The sequence below is a fragment of the Rhodopseudomonas pentothenatexigens genome (assembly GCF_900218015.1).
Classification (GTDB): domain Bacteria; phylum Pseudomonadota; class Alphaproteobacteria; order Rhizobiales; family Xanthobacteraceae; genus Rhodopseudomonas; species Rhodopseudomonas pentothenatexigens.
Genome location: NZ_UFQQ01000009.1, coordinates 110,125 through 130,721 on the forward strand (window position 1 = coordinate 110,125; position 20,597 = coordinate 130,721).

The window sequence follows — 20,597 nt, forward strand, 5'->3', positions numbered from 1 at the left end:
ACCAGCGGTCGAAGTTCCAGCCGGACGCCGCCACGACGTGGCGTTCGCTGCGTAGCATCCGCGGTTGTGTTTCGTTCGGGACGTTGGTCAGGCCTGGGCGGCAGCCCAGTTCGGGAACGGATCGGGTAGCTGCCGCCACGCATCCGGCGTGAACTCCGTATCTTCGCCGACGAGGCACAGATCGAGCTGGCGGCGCAGTGCAGTCTCGTCCATCTCGCCGGTGCCGATGAACACGATCTCCTGGCGGCGGTCGCCCCAGACGGGATCGAAATACGGCTTCATCGCCTCGTGCCAGTCGGCGCTGTCCGGCCAGTGCGTCTTCGGCACCGCCGACCACCACAGCCCGCGCTTGGAGGTCCGGACCATCGCGCCGGCCTGCGCGATTTCGCCGACGTGCTGCGGCCGCGTCGCCAGCCAGAAGAAGCCCTTGGCGCGGATCACGCCCGGCCAGCTCCGATTGCAGAACGACTGAAAGCGCAGCGGATGAAACGGCCGCCGCGCGCGATACACGAACGAGCGGATGCCGTATTCCTCGGTCTCGGGAACGTGATCGGCGAAGCCGTTCAGCTCCTTGAACCACAGCGGATGCTGGTGCGCGCGCTCGAAATCGAACAGCCCGGTGTGCAGCACCGACGACAGCGGCACGTCGCCGAAATCGGCCTCGATGATCTTGGCATCCGAGTTCAGCGCCCGCACGATCGACCGCGCGGTCTCGCGCCGGCTCGGCGAGGTTGCAGAGACCTTGTTGAGCACGATGACATCGGCGAATTCGATCTGCTCGACTAAAAGATCGACCAGAGTGCGCTCGTCGTCGTCGCCGGCGACCTCGCCGCGATCGCACAGGAACTCCTGGCTGGAGTAGTTCGCCAGCAGGCTGGCGGTGTCGACCACCGTCACCATGGTGTCGAGCCGGGCGATGTCCGACAGGCTGTCGCCGTTCTCGTCGCGGAATTCGAACGTCGCGGCCACCGGCAGCGGCTCGGCGATCCCGGTGGATTCGATCACCAGCGCGTCGAACCGGCCGCTCTCGGCGAGCTTGCGGACTTCGACCAGCAGATCTTCGCGCAGCGTGCAGCAGATACAGCCGTTGGTCATCTCGACCAGAGTTTCCTCCGACCGCGTCAGCCCGCCGTCCTGACGCACCAGCTCGGCGTCGATGTTCACCTCGCTCATGTCGTTGACGATCACCGCCAGACGCCGCCCCTCCCGATTGGCCAGCATCCGGTTGAGCAAGGTGGTTTTGCCGGCGCCGAGAAAGCCGGACAGTACGGTAACCGGGAGCAGGGGGTGATCCATGACGGGAGAGACCTTCGATTGCAGGCAATAGCGGGTTGCGATTGAAATGTTATAACGTTACATATCCAATCAGCAAGCCATCCGACCAGGCGCCGCGCGGACGCCGTTCAATTGTTTGTGCGCAGCCGGCGTGACCCCGGCATTGCACGCGATCATGGTTGTCCCACGGGGCTGGCCCCGGACCGTGCGTCCGGCGACCATTGAGAGGCCGCTGGTTCTGCAGTAAGGCTTATCGATGGTCGCTTCGCTTCGGCGCGCCTTTCACTGAAGCCCTGTTTTCGGCCGCCGGCGCGCCCTCCGGCGACGGACATTTTCACGGAACAGTTCAATGCCTGCTTATCGATCGAGAACGACGACCCACGGCCGCAACATGGCCGGCGCGCGCGGCCTGTGGCGCGCCACCGGTATGAAGGATTCCGATTTCGGCAAGCCGATCATCGCGGTGGTCAATTCGTTCACCCAGTTCGTGCCCGGCCACGTCCATCTCAAGGACCTCGGCCAGCTCGTCGCGCGCGAGATCGAAGCCGCCGGCGGCGTCGCCAAGGAGTTCAACACCATCGCGGTCGACGACGGCATCGCGATGGGCCACGACGGCATGCTGTATTCGCTGCCGTCGCGCGAGCTGATCGCCGACAGCGTCGAGTATATGGTCAATGCGCACTGCGCCGACGCGATGGTGTGCATCTCCAATTGCGACAAGATCACGCCCGGCATGCTGATGGCGGCGATGCGGCTGAACATTCCGGCCGTGTTCGTCTCCGGCGGCCCGATGGAAGCCGGCAAGGTGGTGCTGAAGGGCAAGACCCACGCAGTCGATCTGATCGACGCGATGGTCGCCGCTGCCGACAGCGCGATGAGCGACGAAGACGTGCAGACGATGGAGCGCTCGGCGTGCCCGACCTGCGGCTCGTGCTCGGGCATGTTCACCGCCAATTCGATGAACTGCCTCACCGAAGCGCTCGGGCTGTCGCTGCCCGGCAACGGCTCGGTGCTCGCCACCCACGCCGATCGCAAGCGGCTGTTCGTCGAGGCCGGCCACACCATCGTCGATCTGGCGCGACGCTACTACGAGCGCGACGACTCCTCGGTTCTGCCGCGCAACATCGCTAACTTCAAGGCGTTCGAGAACGCTATGACGCTCGATATCGCGATGGGCGGCTCGACCAACACCGTGCTGCATCTGCTGGCTGCCGCGCGCGAGGCCGAACTCGATTTCTCGATGAAGGATATCGACCGGTTGTCGCGCCGGGTGCCGTGCCTCAGCAAGATCGCGCCGTCGGTCTCCGACGTGCACATGGAAGACGTGCATCGCGCCGGAGGCATCATGGCCATCCTCGGCGAACTCGACCGCGGCGGGCTGCTCGACACCTCTTGCGCCACGGTGCACTCAGAAACGCTGGGCGCAGCGCTGGCGCGCTGGGACATCCGCCAGAGCAACAGCGAGAGCGTCCGCACCTTCTTCCGGGCGGCGCCGGGCGGTGTGCCGTCGCAGACCGCGTTCAGCCAGGAGCGTCGCTACGACGAGCTCGATCTCGATCGTGAGAAGGGCGTGATCCGTGACGTTGCGCATGCGTTCAGCAAGGACGGCGGCCTCGCCGTGCTGTACGGCAACATCGCGCAGGACGGCTGCATCGTGAAGACCGCAGGCGTCGACGCCTCGATCCTGACCTTCTCCGGCCCGGTCAAGGTGTTCGAGAGCCAGGACGACGCGGTGTCGGCGATCCTGACCAACAAGATCGTCGCCGGCGACGTCGTGGTGATCCGCTACGAAGGTCCGCGCGGCGGCCCGGGCATGCAGGAGATGCTGTATCCGACCAGCTACCTGAAATCGAAGGGCCTCGGCAAAGCCTGTGCGCTGATCACCGACGGCCGGTTCTCCGGCGGCACGTCGGGCCTTTCGATCGGTCACGTCTCGCCGGAAGCGGCCGAGGGCGGACCGATCGCGCTGGTGCGTGACGGCGACCGGATATCGATCGATATTCCGAACCGGACCATCTCGCTGGATGTCTCCGAGGCCGAACTGGCAAAGCGCAACGAGGAAGAGCGGGCGCGGGGCGATCAAGCCTTCACGCCCAAGGATCGCAAGCGCAACGTCTCGGCGGCGCTGCAGGCCTATGCGATGCTGACCACCAGCGCCGCCAACGGCGCGGTCCGCGACGTCAAGCGGCGGGGACGGTAAGCTGAACTAAGCGGCTGACTTTCGGCGGGCCAGTTCTGTGTTGATCAACTCAGAGCTGCCCGCTACCGAGCGCGATACAAGTACCTCCTCATGGTGAGGAGGCGCGAAGCGCCGTCTCGAACCATGGGCCACAAGCACCCGTGGCCTCATCCTTCGAGACGCCCCGGCTGCGCCCTTCGGGCTACGCCGCGGCTCCTCAGGATGAGGACGTCGTGCATGATGCTGCGCCCTAGCCCGAACGCCTCAGCGCGGCCGGCCGCTGCCGAGCGGCGCGATACGCGGTGACCGCTTCGCCGAAAGCGAGAAACAGCGCGCGGTTGATCGGATTGACCTGCGGATCGTATTCGGCGTGCCACTGCACGCCGAGCGCGAAGCCGGGCGCATCGGCAATGCGGATCGCCTCGATGGTGCCGTCTTCTGCGACGCCTTCGATCACGACGCGCGGGCCGGGCTCGAGAATGCCCTGGCCGTGCAGCGAATTCACCCGGATCAGATCGCGGCCGAGCAGCCGCGCGAATTCGCCACCTTGGGTGAGCTGCACGTCGTGGCGATCGGCGAACACCACGGTCGGATCGGGATGGATCTCGCCATTCTCCAGCCGCGGCATACGGTGATTGAGTCGTCCCGGCAATTCGCGGATCTCCGGATGCAGCGAGCCGCCATAGGCGACGTTCATCTCCTGAAAGCCGCGGCAGATCCCGAACAGCGGCACGCCGCGCTCGACGCAGGTGCGCACCAGCGCCAGCGCCAGCTCGTCGCGCGGCTGGTCGTAGGGTTCGTGGCGGGGATTGGGCTCGGTCTTGAAGTAGGTCGGATGCACATTGGCCCGGCCGCCGGTCAGCAGGATGCCGTCGACCACCGTCAGCAGGTCCTCGATCTCGGTGAACTCGGACGAGCCGCCGAACATCAGCGGCAGCGCGCCGGCGACGTCGGCCACCGCCCGCAGGTTGCGCTCGCCCACATGCTGGACGGCAAATCGATTATCGACGAGATGAGCGTTGCCGATCACGCCGATCACCGCTCTGCCAGTCATCCTGTTCCTCCCTGACAACCCTCGGACCATACAGACAAAACGGCGAAAATCGAGCCCGGCGATGCTGCCTTATTCGGGTGACTGCTCTGCGCTGGCGATCCGTCGGATCAACCGCTAGAAGCTGGCGCCAATCAGCCGAGTGCGTGCGGTGCTGGAACCGGCACGGACTTGTATCTTCCGAGGATCGCCCGCAGCCATGTGCCTCGCTCCATGCCGATGAACGTCCTGTCCGGCGGGGCCGCCCGATGAGCGTTATCTCGCGCCCGGATCCGTCCGCTGTTTCGGGCGCCAGCTCCACCGCGCCGCCGGCTTCCGCGCCGTGGCGACTGCCCGCAGTCGTGCGCAATTTCGTGCGCAACCGGGAAATCGGCCTGGTGATCGTCGCGGTGGTGATCGGGCTGTTGTCCGGCCTGTTAGTGGCGATCATCTGGCACCTCAGCGAATTCGCTCATGCGGTGCTGTTCGACATCCCATTCGACACAAGGCTCAGCGCCAACGGCGTGATCTCCTGGCAGCGCACGCTGCTGGTGCCGCTTGGCGGCGCCATCATCCTGACCATCATCGGCCTGTTTTACGCCGGCCGGTTCAAGGGCCGGCTCGCCGACGCGATCGAAGCCAACGCGCTGTATGGCGGTCGCGTGTCGATGCGCGGCAGCCTGCTGATCTCGCTGCAGACGCTGCTGTCGAACGGCTGTGGCGCGTCGGTCGGCCTGGAGGCGGGCTACACGCAAATCTGCGCGGCGTTCAGCTCGCAGATCGGACAGCGCCTTGCCGCCCGGCGCGCCGACATGCGGCTGCTGGTCGCGTGCGGCGCCGCGGGAGCCATCAGCGCTGCGTTCACCGCGCCGCTCGCCGGCGCGTTCTTCGCGTTCGAAGTCGTGCTCGGCGCCTACACCTCGGCCAGCCTGGTGCCGGTGATCGCCAGCGCGGTGTCGTCGTGGCTGGTGATGCGCAATCTGGTGCATCCGTCGTTCCTGCAGATCCCCGGCGCGCCGATGCCGGCGTCGGTCGAGATGATCGGCCAGACCATGCTGCTCGGCGTGCTGTGCGCATTCTTCAGCATCCTGGTGATGCTGGCGGTGGCGTTCTCGGAGCGGGTGTTTCAGCGCATCAGCATCTGGCGCGGCGCGCTGCGGCTGGTGATCGGCGCACTGCTGCTCAGCGGGCTGGCGCTGCTTAGCCCGACCGTGCTCGGCTCGGGCCATGGGGCGATGCAGCTTCTGCTGATCACCAATCCGACTTGGCTGATGCTGCTGACGACTCTGATCCTGAAGACGCTGGCCTCGGCGATCTCGCTCGGCGCCGGCTTTCGCGGCGGCCTGTTCTTCGCCTCGCTGATGCTCGGCTCTCTGATGGGTCTGCTCTACAGCACGGTGGTGGGCCAGTATTTCCCGGACGTCGCCCTGCAGCCCGGCACCGCGGCGGTGGCCGGTATGGTGGCGCTCGGCACCGGCGTGATCGGCGCGCCGTTCAGCATGATCTGTCTGGCGCTCGAACTGACCGGCGACTTCTGGGTGACGATCGGCGCGGTCGTCGCAGCATCGACGAGCGCGCTGATCGTCCGCGAACTGTTCGGCTACAGCTTCGCAACCTGGCGCTTCCATCTGCGCGGCGAGACCATCCGCGGTCCGCAGGACATCGGCTGGGTCAAGCAGATCAGCGCCGCCACGCTGATGCGGACGGACTTCCCGACCGCGCCGGCGGACCTGCCGATCGTCGAGGCGCAGAAGTTGTTTCCGCCGGCCCGCGTCAAGCAGATCGTGCTGCGGCACGCGGACGGCAGCTACGCCGGGATCGTTGGATCCGCCGAACTCCACGGCCTCGTCGAAGCCGCTGATGTGCCGCTCGAGACCCTGGCGCAGCAGCAGGATCAGTTTCTGCTGCCGCAGGTGACGGTGCGCGACATTCTCGCCACGTTCGACCGGACCGAGGCCGACATTCTGGTCGTGATCGACAACGCCGAAGATCGCCGCGCGATCGGCACCGTCAGCGAGGCGCATGTGCTGCGGACCTATTCCACCGAGCTCGAGCGCCGCAATCAGGAAGTCTTCTTCCGCTGATTGCGGCGCCGGTTTCAGCCGGTCGCCGCAAGCTCCGCCATGTAGGCTCGCCAGCCGCCGAAATGCGAGATGTCGCGGGCGCCCGCGAGCGCTTCAGGTTCGGCGAGGAATCCCTTCACCGTGCTGCCGTCGGCGAGCGTCAGCGTGCCGATCGACAGCGGCGACGGGATCGCCGCGACGAACGAGCCGAACGCCGCCGGCGACAGCGCCCACACCTCCAGCGCAATCGCCGCACCGGCGCCGGGCGACACCCGCAGCAGGCCGGGCTTCGGCGGCACGGTGCCCTTCAGCGCGTAGAGTTTGTAGTCCGGCGCTGTGGCGGTGGCCGATAGCAGCCGGCCACCGAGTGCCGTCAGCTCACGGTTCAGCGGCATGCCGGACAAATGCGCGCCGACCACCGCGATTGCGATCTCCTCGAGCGCATCACCGCCTGTGACTTCGGCGAGCGGTGGCTGCGACTGGCCGCTGGCGCCCATCGGCAGCGCGGTGTCGGCGTGAAAGACGCGGCCGAGGCTGGCAAGTTCGGCGTCGCGGCTGGCAGGCGCCAGCAGGGTGATGCCGAACGGAATGCCGTCGCTGCGGATCGACGCCGGCAGCGCCAAGCCGCAGAGGTCGAGCAGATTGACGAAATTCGTGTAGGTGCCGAGCCGGCTGTTCAGCGTGATCGGATCGGCCTGCACCTGTTCGACCGTGTAGGCGGTCGGCGCGGTCGGCAGCACCAGCGCGTCGATCCCGGCGAAGCTGCGCTCGGCGATCTTGCGCAGCCCCTGCAGCCTGTACAGCGCCGCGAAGGTGTCGGCGGCGGACAGCTTGGCGCCGGCGAGCGTGATCTGCCGCGTCACCGGATGCACCGCGTCCGGCTGGATGTCGAGCAGCTCCCGGATCGTCAGATAGCGCTCCGCCACCCATGGGCCTTCGTACAGCAGCCGCGCCGTCTCGTAGAGCGGCTCGACGTCGATCTCCACCAGCTCTGCGCCGAGCCGCCGCCAGCGCTCGAGCGCTTCCTCGTAACCGCGCGCCGCCAGATCATCGCCGAAGAACTGCAATTGGCCTTTCTTCGGCACGCCGAGCCGCACCCGGCTCGGCATCGAGGTGACTGCCGCCACCGGCCGCTCGCGCGAAAACGGATCTTCGGCGTCCGGCGCCGTCATCGCCCGCAGTGCCGTGATTGCGTCATCGGTGGTCAGTGCAAACACCGAGACGCAGTCGAGCGTGCGACACGCCGGCACCACGCCCGTGGTCGAAATCATCCCGAGGCTGGGCTTCAGGCCGACGATGTTGTTGAGCATCGCCGGCACCCGGCCGGAGCCCGCCGTATCGGTGCCGAGCGACAGCGGCACCAGACCGGCACCGACCGCGACCGCCGAGCCGGAGCTTGATCCGCCGGGAACGAGATCGCCGCGCATCGCGTTGCGGGGGACGCCGTAAGGCGAGCGTACCCCGACCAGCCCGGTGGCGAACTGATCGAGATTGGTCTTGCCGATCACGATCGCGCCGGCGGCGCGCAGCTTGGCGACCGCGGTGGCGTCGCGGGACGGCTGATACGCAAATGCCGGGCAGGCGGCGGTGGTCGGCAGGCCGGCGACGTCGATATTGTCCTTCACCGCGACCGGTACGCCGTAGAGCGGCAGCGATGGATCCCGCGCCGCCAGCGCAACCGCCTCGGCGATCGCATCCGCCTCGTCCCGCAAGGTGATGAACAGCGCCGGGTCCGCATAGGCGCGGATGCGCTGATAGCAGCGTGCGATCGTCTGCGCCGGGGTGGTGGTGCCGGCGCGATGCGCGGCGACGATTTCACTGATCGTTTCGAATTTGCTCATACCGACACCGCGTAGATTTCGTATTCGTCGCGCACCAGATCGATGTGATGGCGCATCGCCTTGGCGGCGCCGTCGCGGTCGCCGCGCAGGATCGCGATCACCACGCGGTCGTGCTCGGCATGCGACTTCGCCAGCCGTCCGAGATTGCGGAACTGGGCGCGGCGGAACGGCTGCACCCGCACCCGCGTCGCCAGGGTGATCTCGGCGATGTAGTCGTTATGCGCGCCCGCATAGATCGCGTTGTGAAAGTGCTCGTTGACGTCGTGGAAGCGCTCCGGATTGCCCTGCGAGCTGAGCAGTCGCAGCTCCTCATGGATCGTCTCCAGCGTCCGGCGCTCCAGCGGCGTCATCCGCTCGGCCGCGAAGCTCGCACACAGCGCTTCGAGTTCCGACATCGCTTCGAACATGCCGGTCAGCCGCTCGAACGACGGCTGTGCCACCACCGCGCCGTGATGCGGACGCGACTCGACGAGGCCGCTGGCGACCAGCTGGCGTAGCGCCTCCCGCACCGGCGTGCGTGACACCTTGAAGCGTTGCGCGATCTCGGTTTCGTCGAGCGATGCGCCGGGGCGCAGCGTTCCGCGCACGATCTCGTCGGCAAGCTGGCGCCGCAGCTCCTCGGCCCGGGTGATCTTCACCGGCGGTGCTGTGCGGGCGATCCGCACACCAGGCGTGATCACTGCCGCCGGAGCGGGAGGCGACTTCGTTCGGCGTGAAGTGAGCGCATCGTCGAAACTCATGGCGACGCCTGTGTTTCGTCGATCATGCTGACATGCGCGGCGACGATACGCCAGCCTTCGGCAGATCGCACCCAGGTCTGCATCTGCCGGCCGACCTTGCGCGGCGCGCTGTCGCGATAGAACAAGGTCGACGCCACCGCGGTGTCGCGGCCGTAAGCCGTGATGATCGTTCGCGCGGTGGTGCGCATCAGCCCGACCGGCGAACGCGCGCCGCGGAACGCCTTGATCTCGTCGTAGCCATAGAGGTTCTCGCCGATGCCGTAGCGCAGCGTCCGTGGATCGTCGTGGAACAGCTCGTTGAGTGTGGCGACGTCGTTGCCGACGAGCGCGGTCTCGTACCTGGCGAAGGCTTCGCCGACTTCGGCGACGACGTCGGGGAGATCGATATCCATGGTCAGAAATCCTTCGGTCGCGGCGCGCGGGCGACGCCGGCGCGCTCCAGCGCCGCGGCGACGCGCAGCGCGATGTCTTCGCGCCACGGCGCGGCGATGATCTGCACCCCGATCGGCAGCGGCTCGAGTGGGATCGGGACAGCCACCACCGGCAGGCCGATGAACGAGATCGGCTGGGTGTGGATGCCGATATTGGCGCGCACCGGCAGCTCGACGCCCCCCAGCGTGAAGCTGACCTGGCCGAGCTTGGGCGCGACGCAAGGCGTCGCTGGCGCGACGATGACGTCGACCTGCTCGAACAGGTCGAGCACGCGGGCTTGGTACCAGCGGCGGAACTTCTGCGCGCGGTCGACCAGCGGCGCCGGCACCATCGCGCCGGCGAGCAGCCGGTCACGCACCGCGGGATCGAAATCGTTCGACCGCTGCCGCAGCCGGTCGAGATGCAGCGAGGCGCCTTCGGTCGTGCTGATCACGTAAGCCGCGGCGCGGGCGCGGGCGGCTTCCGGCAGTTCGACCGAGCGGGTGACGCCGAGCGCCTTCACCACGCGCTCGACGGCTTCCCGGGCTTCTGGAAACAGGTTGGTCTCGAAGTAACCGCCGGCCTTCGCGATCCGCAGGCCGTCGATGCCTTGCGCAAGCAGGCCGGAGACCGGCTCCGGCGTCCGCGTGGCGCAGGCGGCGTCGCCATCGTCCGGCCCCTGCATCGCGTCGTAGGCCAGTGCCAGATCGGCGGCACTGCGCGCCAGCGGACCGAGATGATCGAAGCTCGCGACGAACGGAAACGAACCGGTGCGCGGCAGCCGCCCGTAGGTCGGCTTCAGCCCGAAGATGCCGCACAGCGACGACGGCACCCGGATCGAGCCGTTGGTGTCCGAGCCGAGCGCCAACGGCACTTCGCCGCCGCCGACCGCCGCGCCGGATCCGCCGGACGAGCCGCCGGTCATCCGGGTCGGGTCGTGCGGATTGCGTGACGGGCCGTCGTGGATGTTCTCGCCGGTGAAGTCGTAGGCGTATTCGCCCATGTTGAGCGCACCGATCAGCACCGCGCCGGCCGCTTCCAGCCGCGTGATCAATGGCGCGTCGTGCGTGGCCGGGGCTCGGTCGCGATTGATCTTGGAGCCGGCCCGGGTGGCGAGCCCGGCGACGTCGAACAGGTTCTTCACCGCAAACGGCACGCCGGCGAGCGGGCCGACGCGTTCGCCGCGCGCGATCGCCGCGTCGATCTCGCGGGCGCGTGCCCGGGCACGCTCGGCCACGATGTCGGTGAACGCATTGAGCGTCGGATCGGCCTTGGCGATCCGCGCAAGCGCGGCCTCGGTGGCGGCCAGCGCAGTGGTGGTCCGGTTCGCAACGGCTGCGGCGGTCTCGGCGGCGGTCATCCAGTCAGTAGACATTGCGGAATTCACCTCAGGCACGGAACACGCTCGCAGGCTCGGTCTCGTCGGGAAGCGGAAACTCGTCGACCAGCCGCGCCAGCTTCAGCGAGACCTCGAGATTGGCCCGCACCGCGGGCTTCCACGCCGGATCGATCGGCAGACCGAGTGCAGCGGCAACGGCGTCGATGTAGGTGTCGAGATCGAGTGACTTGTCGTTCAATACAGTGTCCTCAGTAAGTACAGCATTCAAGTTCGTCATTCCGGGGCGCGCGTAGCGCGAACCCGGAATCCATAACCCCCGACAGTGAGTATGGATTCCGGGCCCGCGCCAAGGGGCGCGTCCCGGAATGACAGTGGAGAAGTGTCTTGCCTACCATCAGCTCACCATCGCCGAAGTCGGCAGCGGCGGATGCGGGATCGCGGTGAGGAGTTCGCGGGTGTAGTCGTGCTTCGGGCTGCCGAGCACCTGCTCGGAGCTTCCCTGCTCGACGATCTTTCCAGCGCGCATCACGATGACGCGGTCGCACAGCAGCCGCACCACGTTGAGGTCGTGCGAGACGAACAGGTAGCTCATCCCCATCGACTGCTTCAGGTCCTGCAGCAGGTTCAGCACCACCGCCTGCACCGAGACGTCGAGCGCCGCGGTCGGCTCGTCGAGGATCACCAGCTTCGGCCGCAGCGCGATGGCGCGGGCGATGCCGACGCGGGCTTTCTGGCCGCCGGAGAGCTGATGCGGAAAGCGGTCGAGCAGATCGAGCGGCAGGCCGACCTGTTCGGCCAGCTCTTCGCAGCGTGCCCGTACTGCGTCGCGGCCTTTGATCTCGCCGAGCTGCAGGATCGGATCGGCGATCGCACGCACCGCGGTGAAGCGCGGATTGAGGCTGTCGGTCGGATCCTGAAACACCATCTGGATCGACTTGCGCAGCGGCAGCCGTGCGAAGCGCTGCGGCAGGATGGTGCCGATCTCCTCACCGTCGAACACGATCCGGCCCGAGGTCTGGTCGAGCAGCCGCATCAGCATCATCGAGGTGGTCGACTTGCCGCAACCGGATTCGCCGACCAGCCCGACGCTTTCGCCGTGGCCGATCTGGAAGCTGATGCCGTCGACCGCGCGAAACACCTCCGGCTCCGGCGACGGCCCGCGCGAAAAAAGCCGGCTCATCGTCGCAGTCGCCCCCTGGCGCGGATATTCCTTCACCAGCTTTTCGACCAGGAGGAGGGGGGCCTGCTCCCTCTCCCCGCTTGCGGGGAGAGGGGTGGGGTGAGGGGGCGTCTCCGCGAAGCCGAGCGCTCCGACTCGTAGAGACGCCCCCTCACCCGGATCATCGCTACGCGCTGATCCGACCTCTCCCCGCGCGCGGGGAGAGGTTTGCGCCGTGCCGTGTTCGGCCGCGCCGCCTTCACCTTCCGTCAGCAGCTCCCGCAGACTCACCCCGAGCCGCGGCGTCGCGCGCATCAGTTTCTTGGTGTAGGGGTGCTGCGGATTGGCGAAGATGTCGGCCGCGGAGGCGGTCTCGACCACGCGGCCCTTCTCCATCACCACCACGCGATCGCAATAGGCGGCGGCGAGACCGAGGTCGTGGGTGATCAGAATGGTCGACAGCCCGCGGCTCCTGGTCAGTTCGACGATCAGATCCATCACCGCCTTCTGGGTGGTGACGTCGAGGCCGGTGGTCGGCTCGTCGGCGATCAGCAGCTGCGGATTGCAGGCCAGCGCCAGTGCGATCACCACGCGCTGGCACATGCCGCCGGACAGCTGGAACGGATAGGCGTGATAGCGCTCGCGCGGCCGCGCGATCTTGACCGCCTCCAGCGCCGCGATCGCCTTCTCGCCGCGATCGGCGGAGGTCGACTGCACGTGCTGGCGCAGCACGTCCTCGATCTGGTCGCCGACCTTGCGGATCGGGTTGAGCGCGGCGCGCGGGTTCTGGAAGATCATCGAGATCTCGCGCCCGCGCAGGTCGCGCATCTCCTTCTCGGTGGCGGCCTTCAGATCCATGCCGCCGAACATCACCGAGCCTTCGGCGATCCGGCCGGCGCGGTCGAGAATCCGCATCACCGCATAGGACGTCACCGATTTGCCGGAGCCGCTTTCGCCGACGATCGCCAGCGTCTCGCCTTTGCCGACGCTGATATCGACATGCTGCACCGCCTTGACGATGCCGCGGCGGGTGACGAATTCGACGGTGAGATCCCGGACTTCGAGGAGGGGTTGGGTGGTCATGCTTGAATCTCCGCGTGCACGGCGCGCTCCCTCGCCCCGCTCTTGCGGGGAGAGGGGTGGGGTGAGGGGCTGCTGCCTATCAGCGGGCACAGCGGATGTGAGAGGCGCAGTGCCTGGCCCCTCACCCGGCTCGCAAGGGCGAGCCGACCTCTCCCCGCCAAGAGCGGGGAGAGGTTAGCAGCGGCGGTGGGCAACGATTCGCAAGGCATGCTCACGTCCTCCGCTGCGGGTCGAAGATGTCGCGCAGGCCGTCGCCCAGCAGGTTGAAGCAGAACACGGCGGTCATCAGCGCGAGGCCGGGGAACAGTGCGATCCACCATTCGCCGGAGACCATGAAGCTCGCGCCCTCGGCGACCATGATGCCCCATTCGGCGGTCGGCGGGCGGACGCCGAGGCCGATGAACGACAGCCCGGCGGCGTTGAGGATGGCGTAGCCCATCGTCAGCGACATCTGCACGATCATGATCGGCATGATGTTCGGCAGGATGTGCACGAGAAGAATGCGCATCTCGCTGTTGCCCGACAACCTTGCCGCCATCACGAAGCCGGCCTCGCGGCGAACATTGGCCTCGGCGCGGGCGACCCGGGCATACAGCGGGAAATTCACGATCGCGGTGGCGATGATGATGTTCTGCACGGTGTTGCCGAGCGCCGCGACGATGCCCATCGCCAGTACGAACAGCGGGAACGCCATGATGGTATCGGCGATCCGGCCGACGATGCGGTCGGTCCAGCCGCCGAAGTAACCGGCGGCGACGCCCGCCAGCCCGCCCATCAGCAACACCAGCACCACCGAGGCGACCGCGATGAACAGATCGAGCCGTGTCGCCACCACGACGCGGCTGAAGATGTCGCGGCCGAGCTGATCGGTGCCGAACCAGTTGGTCGCCGATGGCGGCTTCAGCGCCTGGGCGGTGTTGCTGGCGAGCGGGTCGTAAGGCACGAGGTACGGTCCGAACAGCGCGGCGAACACGATCAGCACCAGCAGGCCGAATGCGAAGGCGGTGACCCGATTGCCGCCGAGCACGTAGCGCGCGTGGGAGATCGTCTCGGCGATGCCGGAACGGCGCGCGGTTGGCGCAGGTGCCGACGGCTCGTTGAGCGGATGGGAGATGCTGGTCATGGTCATGCTCCTAGCCTTCCAGCCGCACGCGCGGGTCGATCACGCCGTAGAGGATGTCGATCGCCAGATTGAGCAGCACGTACATCACCGCCATGGTGAGCACGAAGCCCTGGACCGGCGCGAAGTCCGAGGCGATCAGCGCCTCGACCGCGTAGGATCCGATGCCCGGCCAGGCGAACACCTTCTCGACCAGCACGTTGGCGCCGAGCAGGAACGAGAACACCATCGACAGCGTGGTGACCACCGGCAGCATCGCGTTGCGGAACGCGTAGGTCATCGTCACCTTGCGTGGCGACAGGCCGCTCGCGCGTGCGGTGCGGACGAAGTCCGATGCCAGGATCGCCAGCATCGAGGCCCGGGTCATGCGTGCGATCGGCGCCAGCGAGAAGATCGCCAGCGTCGCCGCGGGGAGCAGCAGCTGACTCAGCGCCGACCTGAAGGTTTCGAAGTCGCGCGCGATCAGGCTGTCGATCAGATAGAAACCGGTGACCGTCTCGGGCGCGCTGTAGAACACGTCGAGCCGCCCGAGCGGCGCCGGCGACCAGCCGAGCTTGAAGTAGAACACGTAGACCAGCAGCAGGCCGGTGAAGAACACCGGCAGCGACACGCCGGCAGTGGTCGTCACCCGGCACAGATGATCGATCCACGAGCCCGGCCGCGTCGCCGCCATGATGCCGAGCGGAATCGCGATCACCACCGACAGCGCCAGCCCGAACAGTGTCAGCTCGGCGGAAGCGGGCAGGCGGTTCTTGATCTCGGTGACGACCGGCTGTCCGGTCGTCAGCGATTCGCCGAGATTGCCGCGAGCCAGATCGGCGGTGTAGCGGACGAACTGCTCCGGCAGCGACTTGTCGAGCCCGAGCTTGTGGCGGATCTGCTCGATCGCCTCCTTGCTGGCGGCTGGTCCGGCGAAATACGCCGCCGGATCGCCGGGCAGTGCTCGCGTCAGCAGAAAGGTGACGATCACCACCCCGATCAGGCTCGGGATCGCGAACATCAGGCGTTTGCCGATCAGGGTGAGCATGGGGTCATACCCTTAAGTAATGGAGAGAGAGGGCATTGCATTGTCGCGCGCGGCGGCTTGCCCCCCTCCCCCTTGCGGGGAGGGGTCGGGGGTGGGGGGCCACAAGCACAGTGCCCGCGTCGCCCTCACCCCGACCCTCTCCCGCAGGCGGGAGAGGGAGAAGAGGGGCGTCACGTGCATTCTCAGCCTTTCACCATCGTCCGGTAGTCGAGACGGCGATGGAACCAGTAGGCGAAGCCGGAGACGTTCTTCTGCATCGCGACGTTGAGGTAGGGCTGATACAGCGGCAGGCGCGGGATGTCGGTGAAGGCGAGGTCGACGAAGCCCTTGACGCTGGAATCGTAGGTCGCGGTGTCGTTGCCGGCCGCGGCGACGCGGGCGGCCTCGATCAGCTTGTCCATTTCCGGCGAGTTGTAGTTCATGGTGTTGAAGATCGAATTGCCGGAGCGGTAGCACCAGTAGAAGAAGTACTCCGGGTAATCGAGCCAGCCCGAGAAAATGTTGACGTAGAGCGGCAGCACTTTCTTATTCAGCTCGGTGCGCCAGTTGGCGCCCGGGATCTTGTTGATGGTACAGCGGATGCCGATCTGCGCCAGGCTTTCCTGGATCAGGATACACATCGGCTCGTTGACGCCGGCGAAGCCGAGGTCGAACGACAGCGTGGTGTCGAAGCCGTTCGCGTAGCCGGCTTCGGCCATCAGCGCCTTGGCCTTGGCGATGTCGGTGTTGAACTTGGTCGGCTGCGGCCACTTGACTTCGGTTTGCTTGTCCGCCGCCGCGCCGAACATCGGATTGGCCAGGCCGAACATCACCGCGTCGATGATCTTCTGGTACGGCACGGCGTAAGCGACCGCCTCGCGCACCTTCGGGTTGTTGAACGGCGGTTGCGAGACGTTCATGCCGAGATACTGGATGCCGTTGCTGATCGGCAGTGACACCACGTTGATCTTGCCGTCGCGCTTCATTTCGGCGAAGTCCTGGTTCGGCAGCTCGTAGGAGATGTCGGCGTCGCCGCGCTCCAGCAAGGCGCGGCGATTGCCGGCCTGCGGCACCATCCGCCAGATCACACGCTTGATTTTCGGCAGCGGGCCGCCGACCCACTTGTCGTTGCGCTCCATGATCACTTCGGTGCCGGCCGTCCACTTCACCACGCGGTACGCACCCGAGCCGGCGGTGTTCTGCTTGGTGTATTCGAGACCCCACGGGTCCTTCTCGGTGGCGTGCTTCTTCACCAGTTCGGAGTTGACGACGCAGGGCACGATCACCGCGAGATCCGGGATCGTCAGCCTGTCCTTCTTCAGGAAATCGACCCGCACGGTGTGATCGTCGACGATGACGAACTGCTCGGGCTTGGTCAGCGAGCCGGCGCTCATCTGGAAGGTCGGGAAGCCGCCGACGCTGACCGAGCGATCGAGCGACCATTTGACGTCCTTGGCGGTGACCGGGGTGCCGTCCTGGAAGGTGGCGTTCTTCTTCAGCTTGAAGGTCGCCGACATGTCGCCGACGTTCATGTCCTCGGCGAGTTCGCCCTTGAACTTGTCCTTGTCATAGTAGGGAACGCCGCCGGGACCTTCCTTCATTTCGTGGGTGATCAGCCGGTCGTAGCAATTCCACGACACCTCGTAGCCTGGCACGTTGGTACCGACGCCGTGGATGTCGAGATTGTTCGGCCCGCTCTCGGAGACGACCAGCAGGGTCTCGGACCGAGCGTCGGCCTTGGCGGCAGACCAGATCGCCGGTGCGGGCACCATCGCACCGGCGGCAAGGGCGGTTGCGGACTTGAGGAAATCACGACGCTTCATGTGCGGCTCCAAAGAAACGAGGATGAGTAGCTACTGGAACTGGTTCGCAAACTTCGTGCCAAAGACGAGAATCGACATAAAGGATTGAAATATTGGGCTATTTTATCTGGTTGCGGCGAGACGAACGCCCTGCCGTTCCTAGAATTGCATACAAAGCGCAGATTTTGCCTAAATAAAGTGCAGCGTGCAGTGGATGTGTCGATGCTGAGCAGGCGGGCTTCGTGACGGGACGGCCCCTCTCGAGGAGCGACCGTCGCCGGACCCGCCTGAAGGCCGCTGACGGAGAGCCCTCAAAACAAAAGCGGCGGGGACAATCCCCGCCGCTTGCGTTGTCGATGGCTCGAACGATCCCGCCGAAGGCGGTCAGTTCATCTTGGCAGTCTCGCTGCGCGCGGGCGCATAGATCACGGTGTCGTTGGCCGGCTTGGCTTCAATCGCGGTCGTCGGGCGCACCAGCGGCCGATGGCTGCGATAGACTTCGAACGCGTACCACGCGGCGACCACGGCGGCGATCAGCGCGACCTGGCTCGGCGGCAGGATCAGCGACAGCGCGATCAGCGCGGTGGCAACGGTACCGGCCTTCACCACGCTCTCACCGTCGTGGAACATGGCGTTGAAGCGCTCCCAATTCTCGCCCTTCCAGAACGGAGCGGAGAAGCGGTCCAATGCGAACCGCGTCCAAGCGCCGGCGAAGCCGAGCTTGCGTGCCCACATCAGATACAGCGAGCCCGCGAAAGCGAGCAGCGAAACCACCGCGCCGACCGGACCGGCGGCGTAACCGATGACCACGACCAGCGCGGCCGTGAATGCAATGATCCAGTATTGCATTGTGTGACCCTTTCACCCGCTTCGCGGGCGCCTTTCAAATTTGATTCGATGGCGGCGTTAGCCAGCCTATTATGGGCTGTTTTCCACAGCCGCGCCGCAAAAAATTGCCGCGTTAGTTATTCATCCGATTAGCACTTTGGTCAAAGGTAATTAGTTAGGGGATTTGGACGCGGAACGATCGCCGGGTGCGACAGCCTGCCGCGACCCGTCGCTCAAATGCCAAATGATCGAGGATGATCGTACCGGACGCGTCAGCGTGCGAGGCGGCTTTCTGCTTCGGCGATCTTGGCGTTGCGAATGCGCTTGGCATCGCGGCTGGCCATGAACGGCATGCCGAGCTTGCGGGCCTTTACCTGCACGGACGAGCGCGCGCGCTTCAGGGCGGCTGCTGCGCGCACGGCAGACGCGCCACTGGCAATCAGCTCCTTCAGCCGTTCGACCTGTTCGTCGTCCCACGGCCTGCAGGCATTGCTCTTGGCGGACGTCGGCATCAGCAGCTCCTTTTGCGATCGGCCCGTCGCCGATCGGCCGGCGTGCGGGCAGGGCATGTGAAGGTTCGTGCGCGAATCTCTGCGGCTGGCGTGTCGGTCATCGATGGTCGCAGCGCAGCTTCGGGCGATCACGCTGGCCTGGGGCGGTGAGCCCTCGTCGGAAGGCCGGGCGCAGTCGTTTGCGTCTAATCGTTTGCAGAAGTGAAAGTTCCGAAAAAGAGCGGCCGGCACGGGATACCGGCACTGTCGCAAACCTGTCATCGGCGATCGATAGGGGGAGGGCGCGTAGCGGCGGACCGCCGCCCGATGCTGCGCTCCATCGAACACGAGGAAGCCGATGAAACTGGTCCGGTTGATGACGGCGCTGTTGGCGCTGGCCGCATTCGCATCGCTGCAGCCGGCGAAGGCTGCGGACGTGATCTGCTACAATTGCCCGCCGCAGTGGGCCGATTGGGCGACGATGCTGAAGCAGGTCAAGGCCGACCTGGGCTACGACATCCCGTTCGACAACAAGAACTCCGGTCAGGCGTTGTCGCAGTTGATCGCGGAGAAGAGCAATCCAGTTGCCGACATAGGCTACTTCGGCGTCAATTTCGGCATGAAGGCGAAGGCGCAGGGCGTTACTCAGCCTTACAAGCCGGCGAAGTGGGACGAGGTGCCGGCCGGGCTGAAGGATCCGGACGGCAACTGGACCGCGATCCATTCCGGCACGCTCGGACTGTTCGTCAACGTCGATGCGCTCGGCGGTAAGCCAATTCCGGCGTGCTGGAAGGATCTCGAGAAGCCGGACTACAAGGGCATGGTCGGCTATCTCGATCCGCCCTCGGCGGCGGTCGGCTATGTCGGCGCGGTGGCGGTGAATCTCGCACTCGGCGGCAGCGATCAGGATTTCTCGCCCGCGGTTTCGTTCTTCAAGAAGCTGCACGCCAACGACGCGATCGTGCCGAAGCAGACCTCCTACGCCCGGGTGGTGTCGGGCGAGATCCCGATCCTGTTCGACTACGATTTCAACGCCTACCGCGCGAAGTACACCGAGAAGGGCAACTTCGCCTTCGTGATCCCGTGCGAAGGCTCGGTCGTGTTCCCCTATGTCGTCAGCCTGACGAAGGGCGCGCCGAACGCCGACAAGGCCAGGAAGGTGATGGACTATCTGCTGTCCGACAAGGGGCAGGCGATCTGGACCAATGCGTATTTGCGTCCGGCGCGGCCGATCGAATTGCCGCCCGAGGTCAAGGCCAAGTTCCTCCCGGACAGCGACTACGCGCGCGCCAGGAGTGTCGATTGGGCCAAGATGGAAGCGGCGCAGAAGGCGTTCACCGACCGCTATCTGGCTGAAGTCCGCTGAGCCGGTCCATCGTCCCGGCCGGCGACGGCCGGGACAGCTCGAAATCATGAAGCACCGACGTTTCCTGTTGATCTGTCTGGCGCCGCTAGCCGTGCTGACCGCAGCGTTCTTCCTGCTGCCGATGGCGCGGCTGGTGGTGGTCGGAGCCGAAGGGCCGCTGGGGATTGCCGGCTATCTGGCGATCCTGCTGGAGCCGCGCTACCGCGCCACGCTGATCAACACCGTGCTACTCGCCGTTGCTACCACGATCGCGACGCTGATCATCGCCACCATCGCCGGGCTGTTCCTGCAGCGGCATCGCTTTCCCGGCCGCGCCGTTCTGATCGCGATGCTGACGTTCCCACTGGCATTCCCCGGCGTGGTGATCGGCTTTCTGATCATCCTCCTCGCCGGACGGCAGGGCGTGATCGGCGATCTGACGCGGCTCGTCAGCGGAAGCAAACTGGTGTTCGCCTATTCGATATGGGGCTTGTTCCTCGGCTATCTGTACTTCTCGATTCCGCGGGTCATCCTGACCATCATGGCGGCGGTGCAGAAGCTCGATCCGGGGCTCGAAGAGGCCGCGCGCTCGCTCGGCGCCAGCCCCTGGGCGGTGCAGCGCGACGTGGTGCTGCCGGCGCTGGTGCCGGCGTTCGTGGCTTCCGGCGCGATCGCATTTGCGACCGCGATGGGCGCCTTCGGCACCGCCTTCACACTGGCGACCAACATCGATGTGCTGCCGATGCTGATCTATACCGAGTTCACGCTGGCGGCGAACTTCGCCACCGCGGCCTCTCTGTCGGTCGGCCTCGGCCTGATCTCCTGGGCGATGCTGGCGCTGGCGCGGTCGCTGACCGGCGGCACCGTGGCGGCGACGGGCTGATA

At 66.3% G+C, this 20,597-nt stretch carries 17 protein-coding genes; 4 read left to right on the forward strand and 13 right to left on the reverse strand.

Annotated elements, in window-relative coordinates; all coding sequences use genetic code 11:
• Nucleotides 1-87: 87 nt before the first annotated feature.
• Nucleotides 88-1,296, reverse strand: a complete 1,209-nt coding sequence (locus tag DWA33_RS10315; protein ID WP_114358001.1) for a GTP-binding protein — start codon at nt 1,294-1,296, stop codon at nt 88-90.
• Nucleotides 1,297-1,624: 328 nt separating this feature from the next.
• On the opposite strand from DWA33_RS10315, the gene ilvD reads away from it, so the two are divergent.
• On the forward strand, nt 1,625-3,475 hold the full coding sequence (ilvD, locus tag DWA33_RS10320; RefSeq protein WP_114358002.1) for a dihydroxy-acid dehydratase: 1,851 nt from the start codon (nt 1,625-1,627) through the stop codon (nt 3,473-3,475).
• Between the two features lie 229 nt (nt 3,476-3,704).
• Here ilvD and DWA33_RS10325 read toward each other — a convergent pair whose 3' ends face one another.
• The gene (locus tag DWA33_RS10325; protein WP_114358003.1) at nt 3,705-4,508 is read right to left on the reverse strand and encodes a gamma-glutamyl-gamma-aminobutyrate hydrolase family protein; all 804 of its coding nucleotides are present in this window, start codon (nt 4,506-4,508) and stop codon (nt 3,705-3,707) included.
• 245 nt (nt 4,509-4,753) lie between these two features.
• Between DWA33_RS10325 and DWA33_RS10330 the strand changes: the two genes are divergently transcribed.
• Nucleotides 4,754-6,568, forward strand: coding sequence for a chloride channel protein (locus DWA33_RS10330; protein WP_114358004.1), 1,815 nt, complete (start codon nt 4,754-4,756; stop codon nt 6,566-6,568).
• A 14-nt stretch (nt 6,569-6,582) separates the two neighbouring features.
• On the opposite strand, the gene atzF is transcribed toward DWA33_RS10330, so the two are convergent.
• The 11 genes from atzF to DWA33_RS10385 form a co-directional block, all read right to left on the reverse strand.
• Complete coding sequence (gene atzF / locus DWA33_RS10335; RefSeq protein WP_114358005.1) at nt 6,583-8,388, reverse strand: allophanate hydrolase; 1,806 nt, start codon at nt 8,386-8,388, stop codon at nt 6,583-6,585.
• Nucleotides 8,385-9,128: a GntR family transcriptional regulator gene (locus tag DWA33_RS10340; protein ID WP_430707869.1), complete on the reverse strand. Its 744-nt coding sequence runs from the start codon at nt 9,126-9,128 to the stop codon at nt 8,385-8,387. Before DWA33_RS10340 ends, atzF begins: the two co-directional genes overlap by 4 nt.
• The gene (hpxZ, locus tag DWA33_RS10345; RefSeq protein WP_114358006.1) at nt 9,125-9,520 is read right to left on the reverse strand and encodes an oxalurate catabolism protein HpxZ; all 396 of its coding nucleotides are present in this window, start codon (nt 9,518-9,520) and stop codon (nt 9,125-9,127) included. The genes DWA33_RS10340 and hpxZ overlap by 4 nt, the downstream gene beginning before the upstream one ends.
• A gap of 2 nt (nt 9,521-9,522) precedes the next feature.
• Nucleotides 9,523-10,899, reverse strand: a complete 1,377-nt coding sequence (locus tag DWA33_RS10350) for an AtzE family amidohydrolase (RefSeq protein WP_114358007.1) — start codon at nt 10,897-10,899, stop codon at nt 9,523-9,525.
• 28 nt (nt 10,900-10,927) lie between these two features.
• Entirely contained in the window at nt 10,928-11,116 is a 189-nt protein-coding gene (locus DWA33_RS10355; RefSeq protein WP_167443179.1) for a DUF4089 domain-containing protein, read from the reverse strand.
• A 156-nt stretch (nt 11,117-11,272) separates the two neighbouring features.
• Nucleotides 11,273-13,120: a dipeptide ABC transporter ATP-binding protein gene (locus DWA33_RS10360; protein WP_114358009.1), complete on the reverse strand. Its 1,848-nt coding sequence runs from the start codon at nt 13,118-13,120 to the stop codon at nt 11,273-11,275.
• Between the two features lie 211 nt (nt 13,121-13,331).
• The gene (locus DWA33_RS10365; protein ID WP_114358088.1) at nt 13,332-14,243 is read right to left on the reverse strand and encodes an ABC transporter permease; all 912 of its coding nucleotides are present in this window, start codon (nt 14,241-14,243) and stop codon (nt 13,332-13,334) included.
• Between the two features lie 10 nt (nt 14,244-14,253).
• Entirely contained in the window at nt 14,254-15,267 is a 1,014-nt protein-coding gene (locus tag DWA33_RS10370; RefSeq protein WP_114358010.1) for an ABC transporter permease, read from the reverse strand.
• A gap of 182 nt (nt 15,268-15,449) precedes the next feature.
• Complete coding sequence (locus DWA33_RS10375) at nt 15,450-17,069, reverse strand: ABC transporter substrate-binding protein (protein ID WP_114358011.1); 1,620 nt, start codon at nt 17,067-17,069, stop codon at nt 15,450-15,452.
• Between the two features lie 363 nt (nt 17,070-17,432).
• Nucleotides 17,433-17,897 carry a hypothetical protein gene (locus tag DWA33_RS10380; protein ID WP_114358012.1) on the reverse strand — a complete coding sequence of 155 codons (465 nt, stop codon included), beginning with the start codon at nt 17,895-17,897 and terminating at the stop codon, nt 17,433-17,435.
• A gap of 251 nt (nt 17,898-18,148) precedes the next feature.
• Nucleotides 18,149-18,388, reverse strand: a complete 240-nt coding sequence (locus DWA33_RS10385; RefSeq protein WP_011157036.1) for a hypothetical protein — start codon at nt 18,386-18,388, stop codon at nt 18,149-18,151.
• Between the two features lie 337 nt (nt 18,389-18,725).
• On the opposite strand from DWA33_RS10385, the gene DWA33_RS10390 reads away from it, so the two are divergent.
• Together DWA33_RS10390 and DWA33_RS10395 are read left to right on the forward strand one after the other, a co-directional pair.
• Entirely contained in the window at nt 18,726-19,733 is a 1,008-nt protein-coding gene (locus DWA33_RS10390) for an ABC transporter substrate-binding protein (RefSeq protein WP_114358013.1), read from the forward strand.
• Nucleotides 19,734-19,779: 46 nt separating this feature from the next.
• Nucleotides 19,780-20,595 carry an ABC transporter permease gene (locus DWA33_RS10395; RefSeq protein WP_114358014.1) on the forward strand — a complete coding sequence of 272 codons (816 nt, stop codon included), beginning with the start codon at nt 19,780-19,782 and terminating at the stop codon, nt 20,593-20,595.
• Nucleotides 20,596-20,597 lie beyond the last annotated feature (2 nt).

Bases quoted from the DNA above. Each gene is read 5' to 3' on its own strand.
- DWA33_RS10380 (WP_114358012.1), bottom strand. From the start codon at position 17,897: ATGCAATACTGGATCATTGCATTCACGGCCGCGCTGGTCGTGGTCATC.
- DWA33_RS10315 (WP_114358001.1), bottom strand. From the start codon at position 1,296: ATGGATCACCCCCTGCTCCCGGTTACCGTACTGTCCGGCTTTCTCGGC.
- DWA33_RS10330 (WP_114358004.1), top strand. From the start codon at position 4,754: ATGAGCGTTATCTCGCGCCCGGATCCGTCCGCTGTTTCGGGCGCCAGC.
- DWA33_RS10365 (WP_114358088.1), bottom strand. From the start codon at position 14,243: ATGACCAGCATCTCCCATCCGCTCAACGAGCCGTCGGCACCTGCGCCA.
- hpxZ (WP_114358006.1), bottom strand. From the start codon at position 9,520: ATGGATATCGATCTCCCCGACGTCGTCGCCGAAGTCGGCGAAGCCTTC.
- DWA33_RS10370 (WP_114358010.1), bottom strand. From the start codon at position 15,267: ATGCTCACCCTGATCGGCAAACGCCTGATGTTCGCGATCCCGAGCCTG.
- DWA33_RS10375 (WP_114358011.1), bottom strand. From the start codon at position 17,069: ATGAAGCGTCGTGATTTCCTCAAGTCCGCAACCGCCCTTGCCGCCGGT.
- atzF (WP_114358005.1), bottom strand. From the start codon at position 8,388: ATGAGCAAATTCGAAACGATCAGTGAAATCGTCGCCGCGCATCGCGCC.
- DWA33_RS10350 (WP_114358007.1), bottom strand. From the start codon at position 10,899: ATGACCGCCGCCGAGACCGCCGCAGCCGTTGCGAACCGGACCACCACT.
- DWA33_RS10385 (WP_011157036.1), bottom strand. From the start codon at position 18,388: ATGCCGACGTCCGCCAAGAGCAATGCCTGCAGGCCGTGGGACGACGAA.
- DWA33_RS10325 (WP_114358003.1), bottom strand. From the start codon at position 4,508: ATGACTGGCAGAGCGGTGATCGGCGTGATCGGCAACGCTCATCTCGTC.
- DWA33_RS10395 (WP_114358014.1), top strand. From the start codon at position 19,780: ATGAAGCACCGACGTTTCCTGTTGATCTGTCTGGCGCCGCTAGCCGTG.
- DWA33_RS10360 (WP_114358009.1), bottom strand. From the start codon at position 13,120: ATGACCACCCAACCCCTCCTCGAAGTCCGGGATCTCACCGTCGAATTC.
- ilvD (WP_114358002.1), top strand. From the start codon at position 1,625: ATGCCTGCTTATCGATCGAGAACGACGACCCACGGCCGCAACATGGCC.
- DWA33_RS10390 (WP_114358013.1), top strand. From the start codon at position 18,726: ATGAAACTGGTCCGGTTGATGACGGCGCTGTTGGCGCTGGCCGCATTC.
- DWA33_RS10340 (WP_430707869.1), bottom strand. From the start codon at position 9,128: ATGAGTTTCGACGATGCGCTCACTTCACGCCGAACGAAGTCGCCTCCC.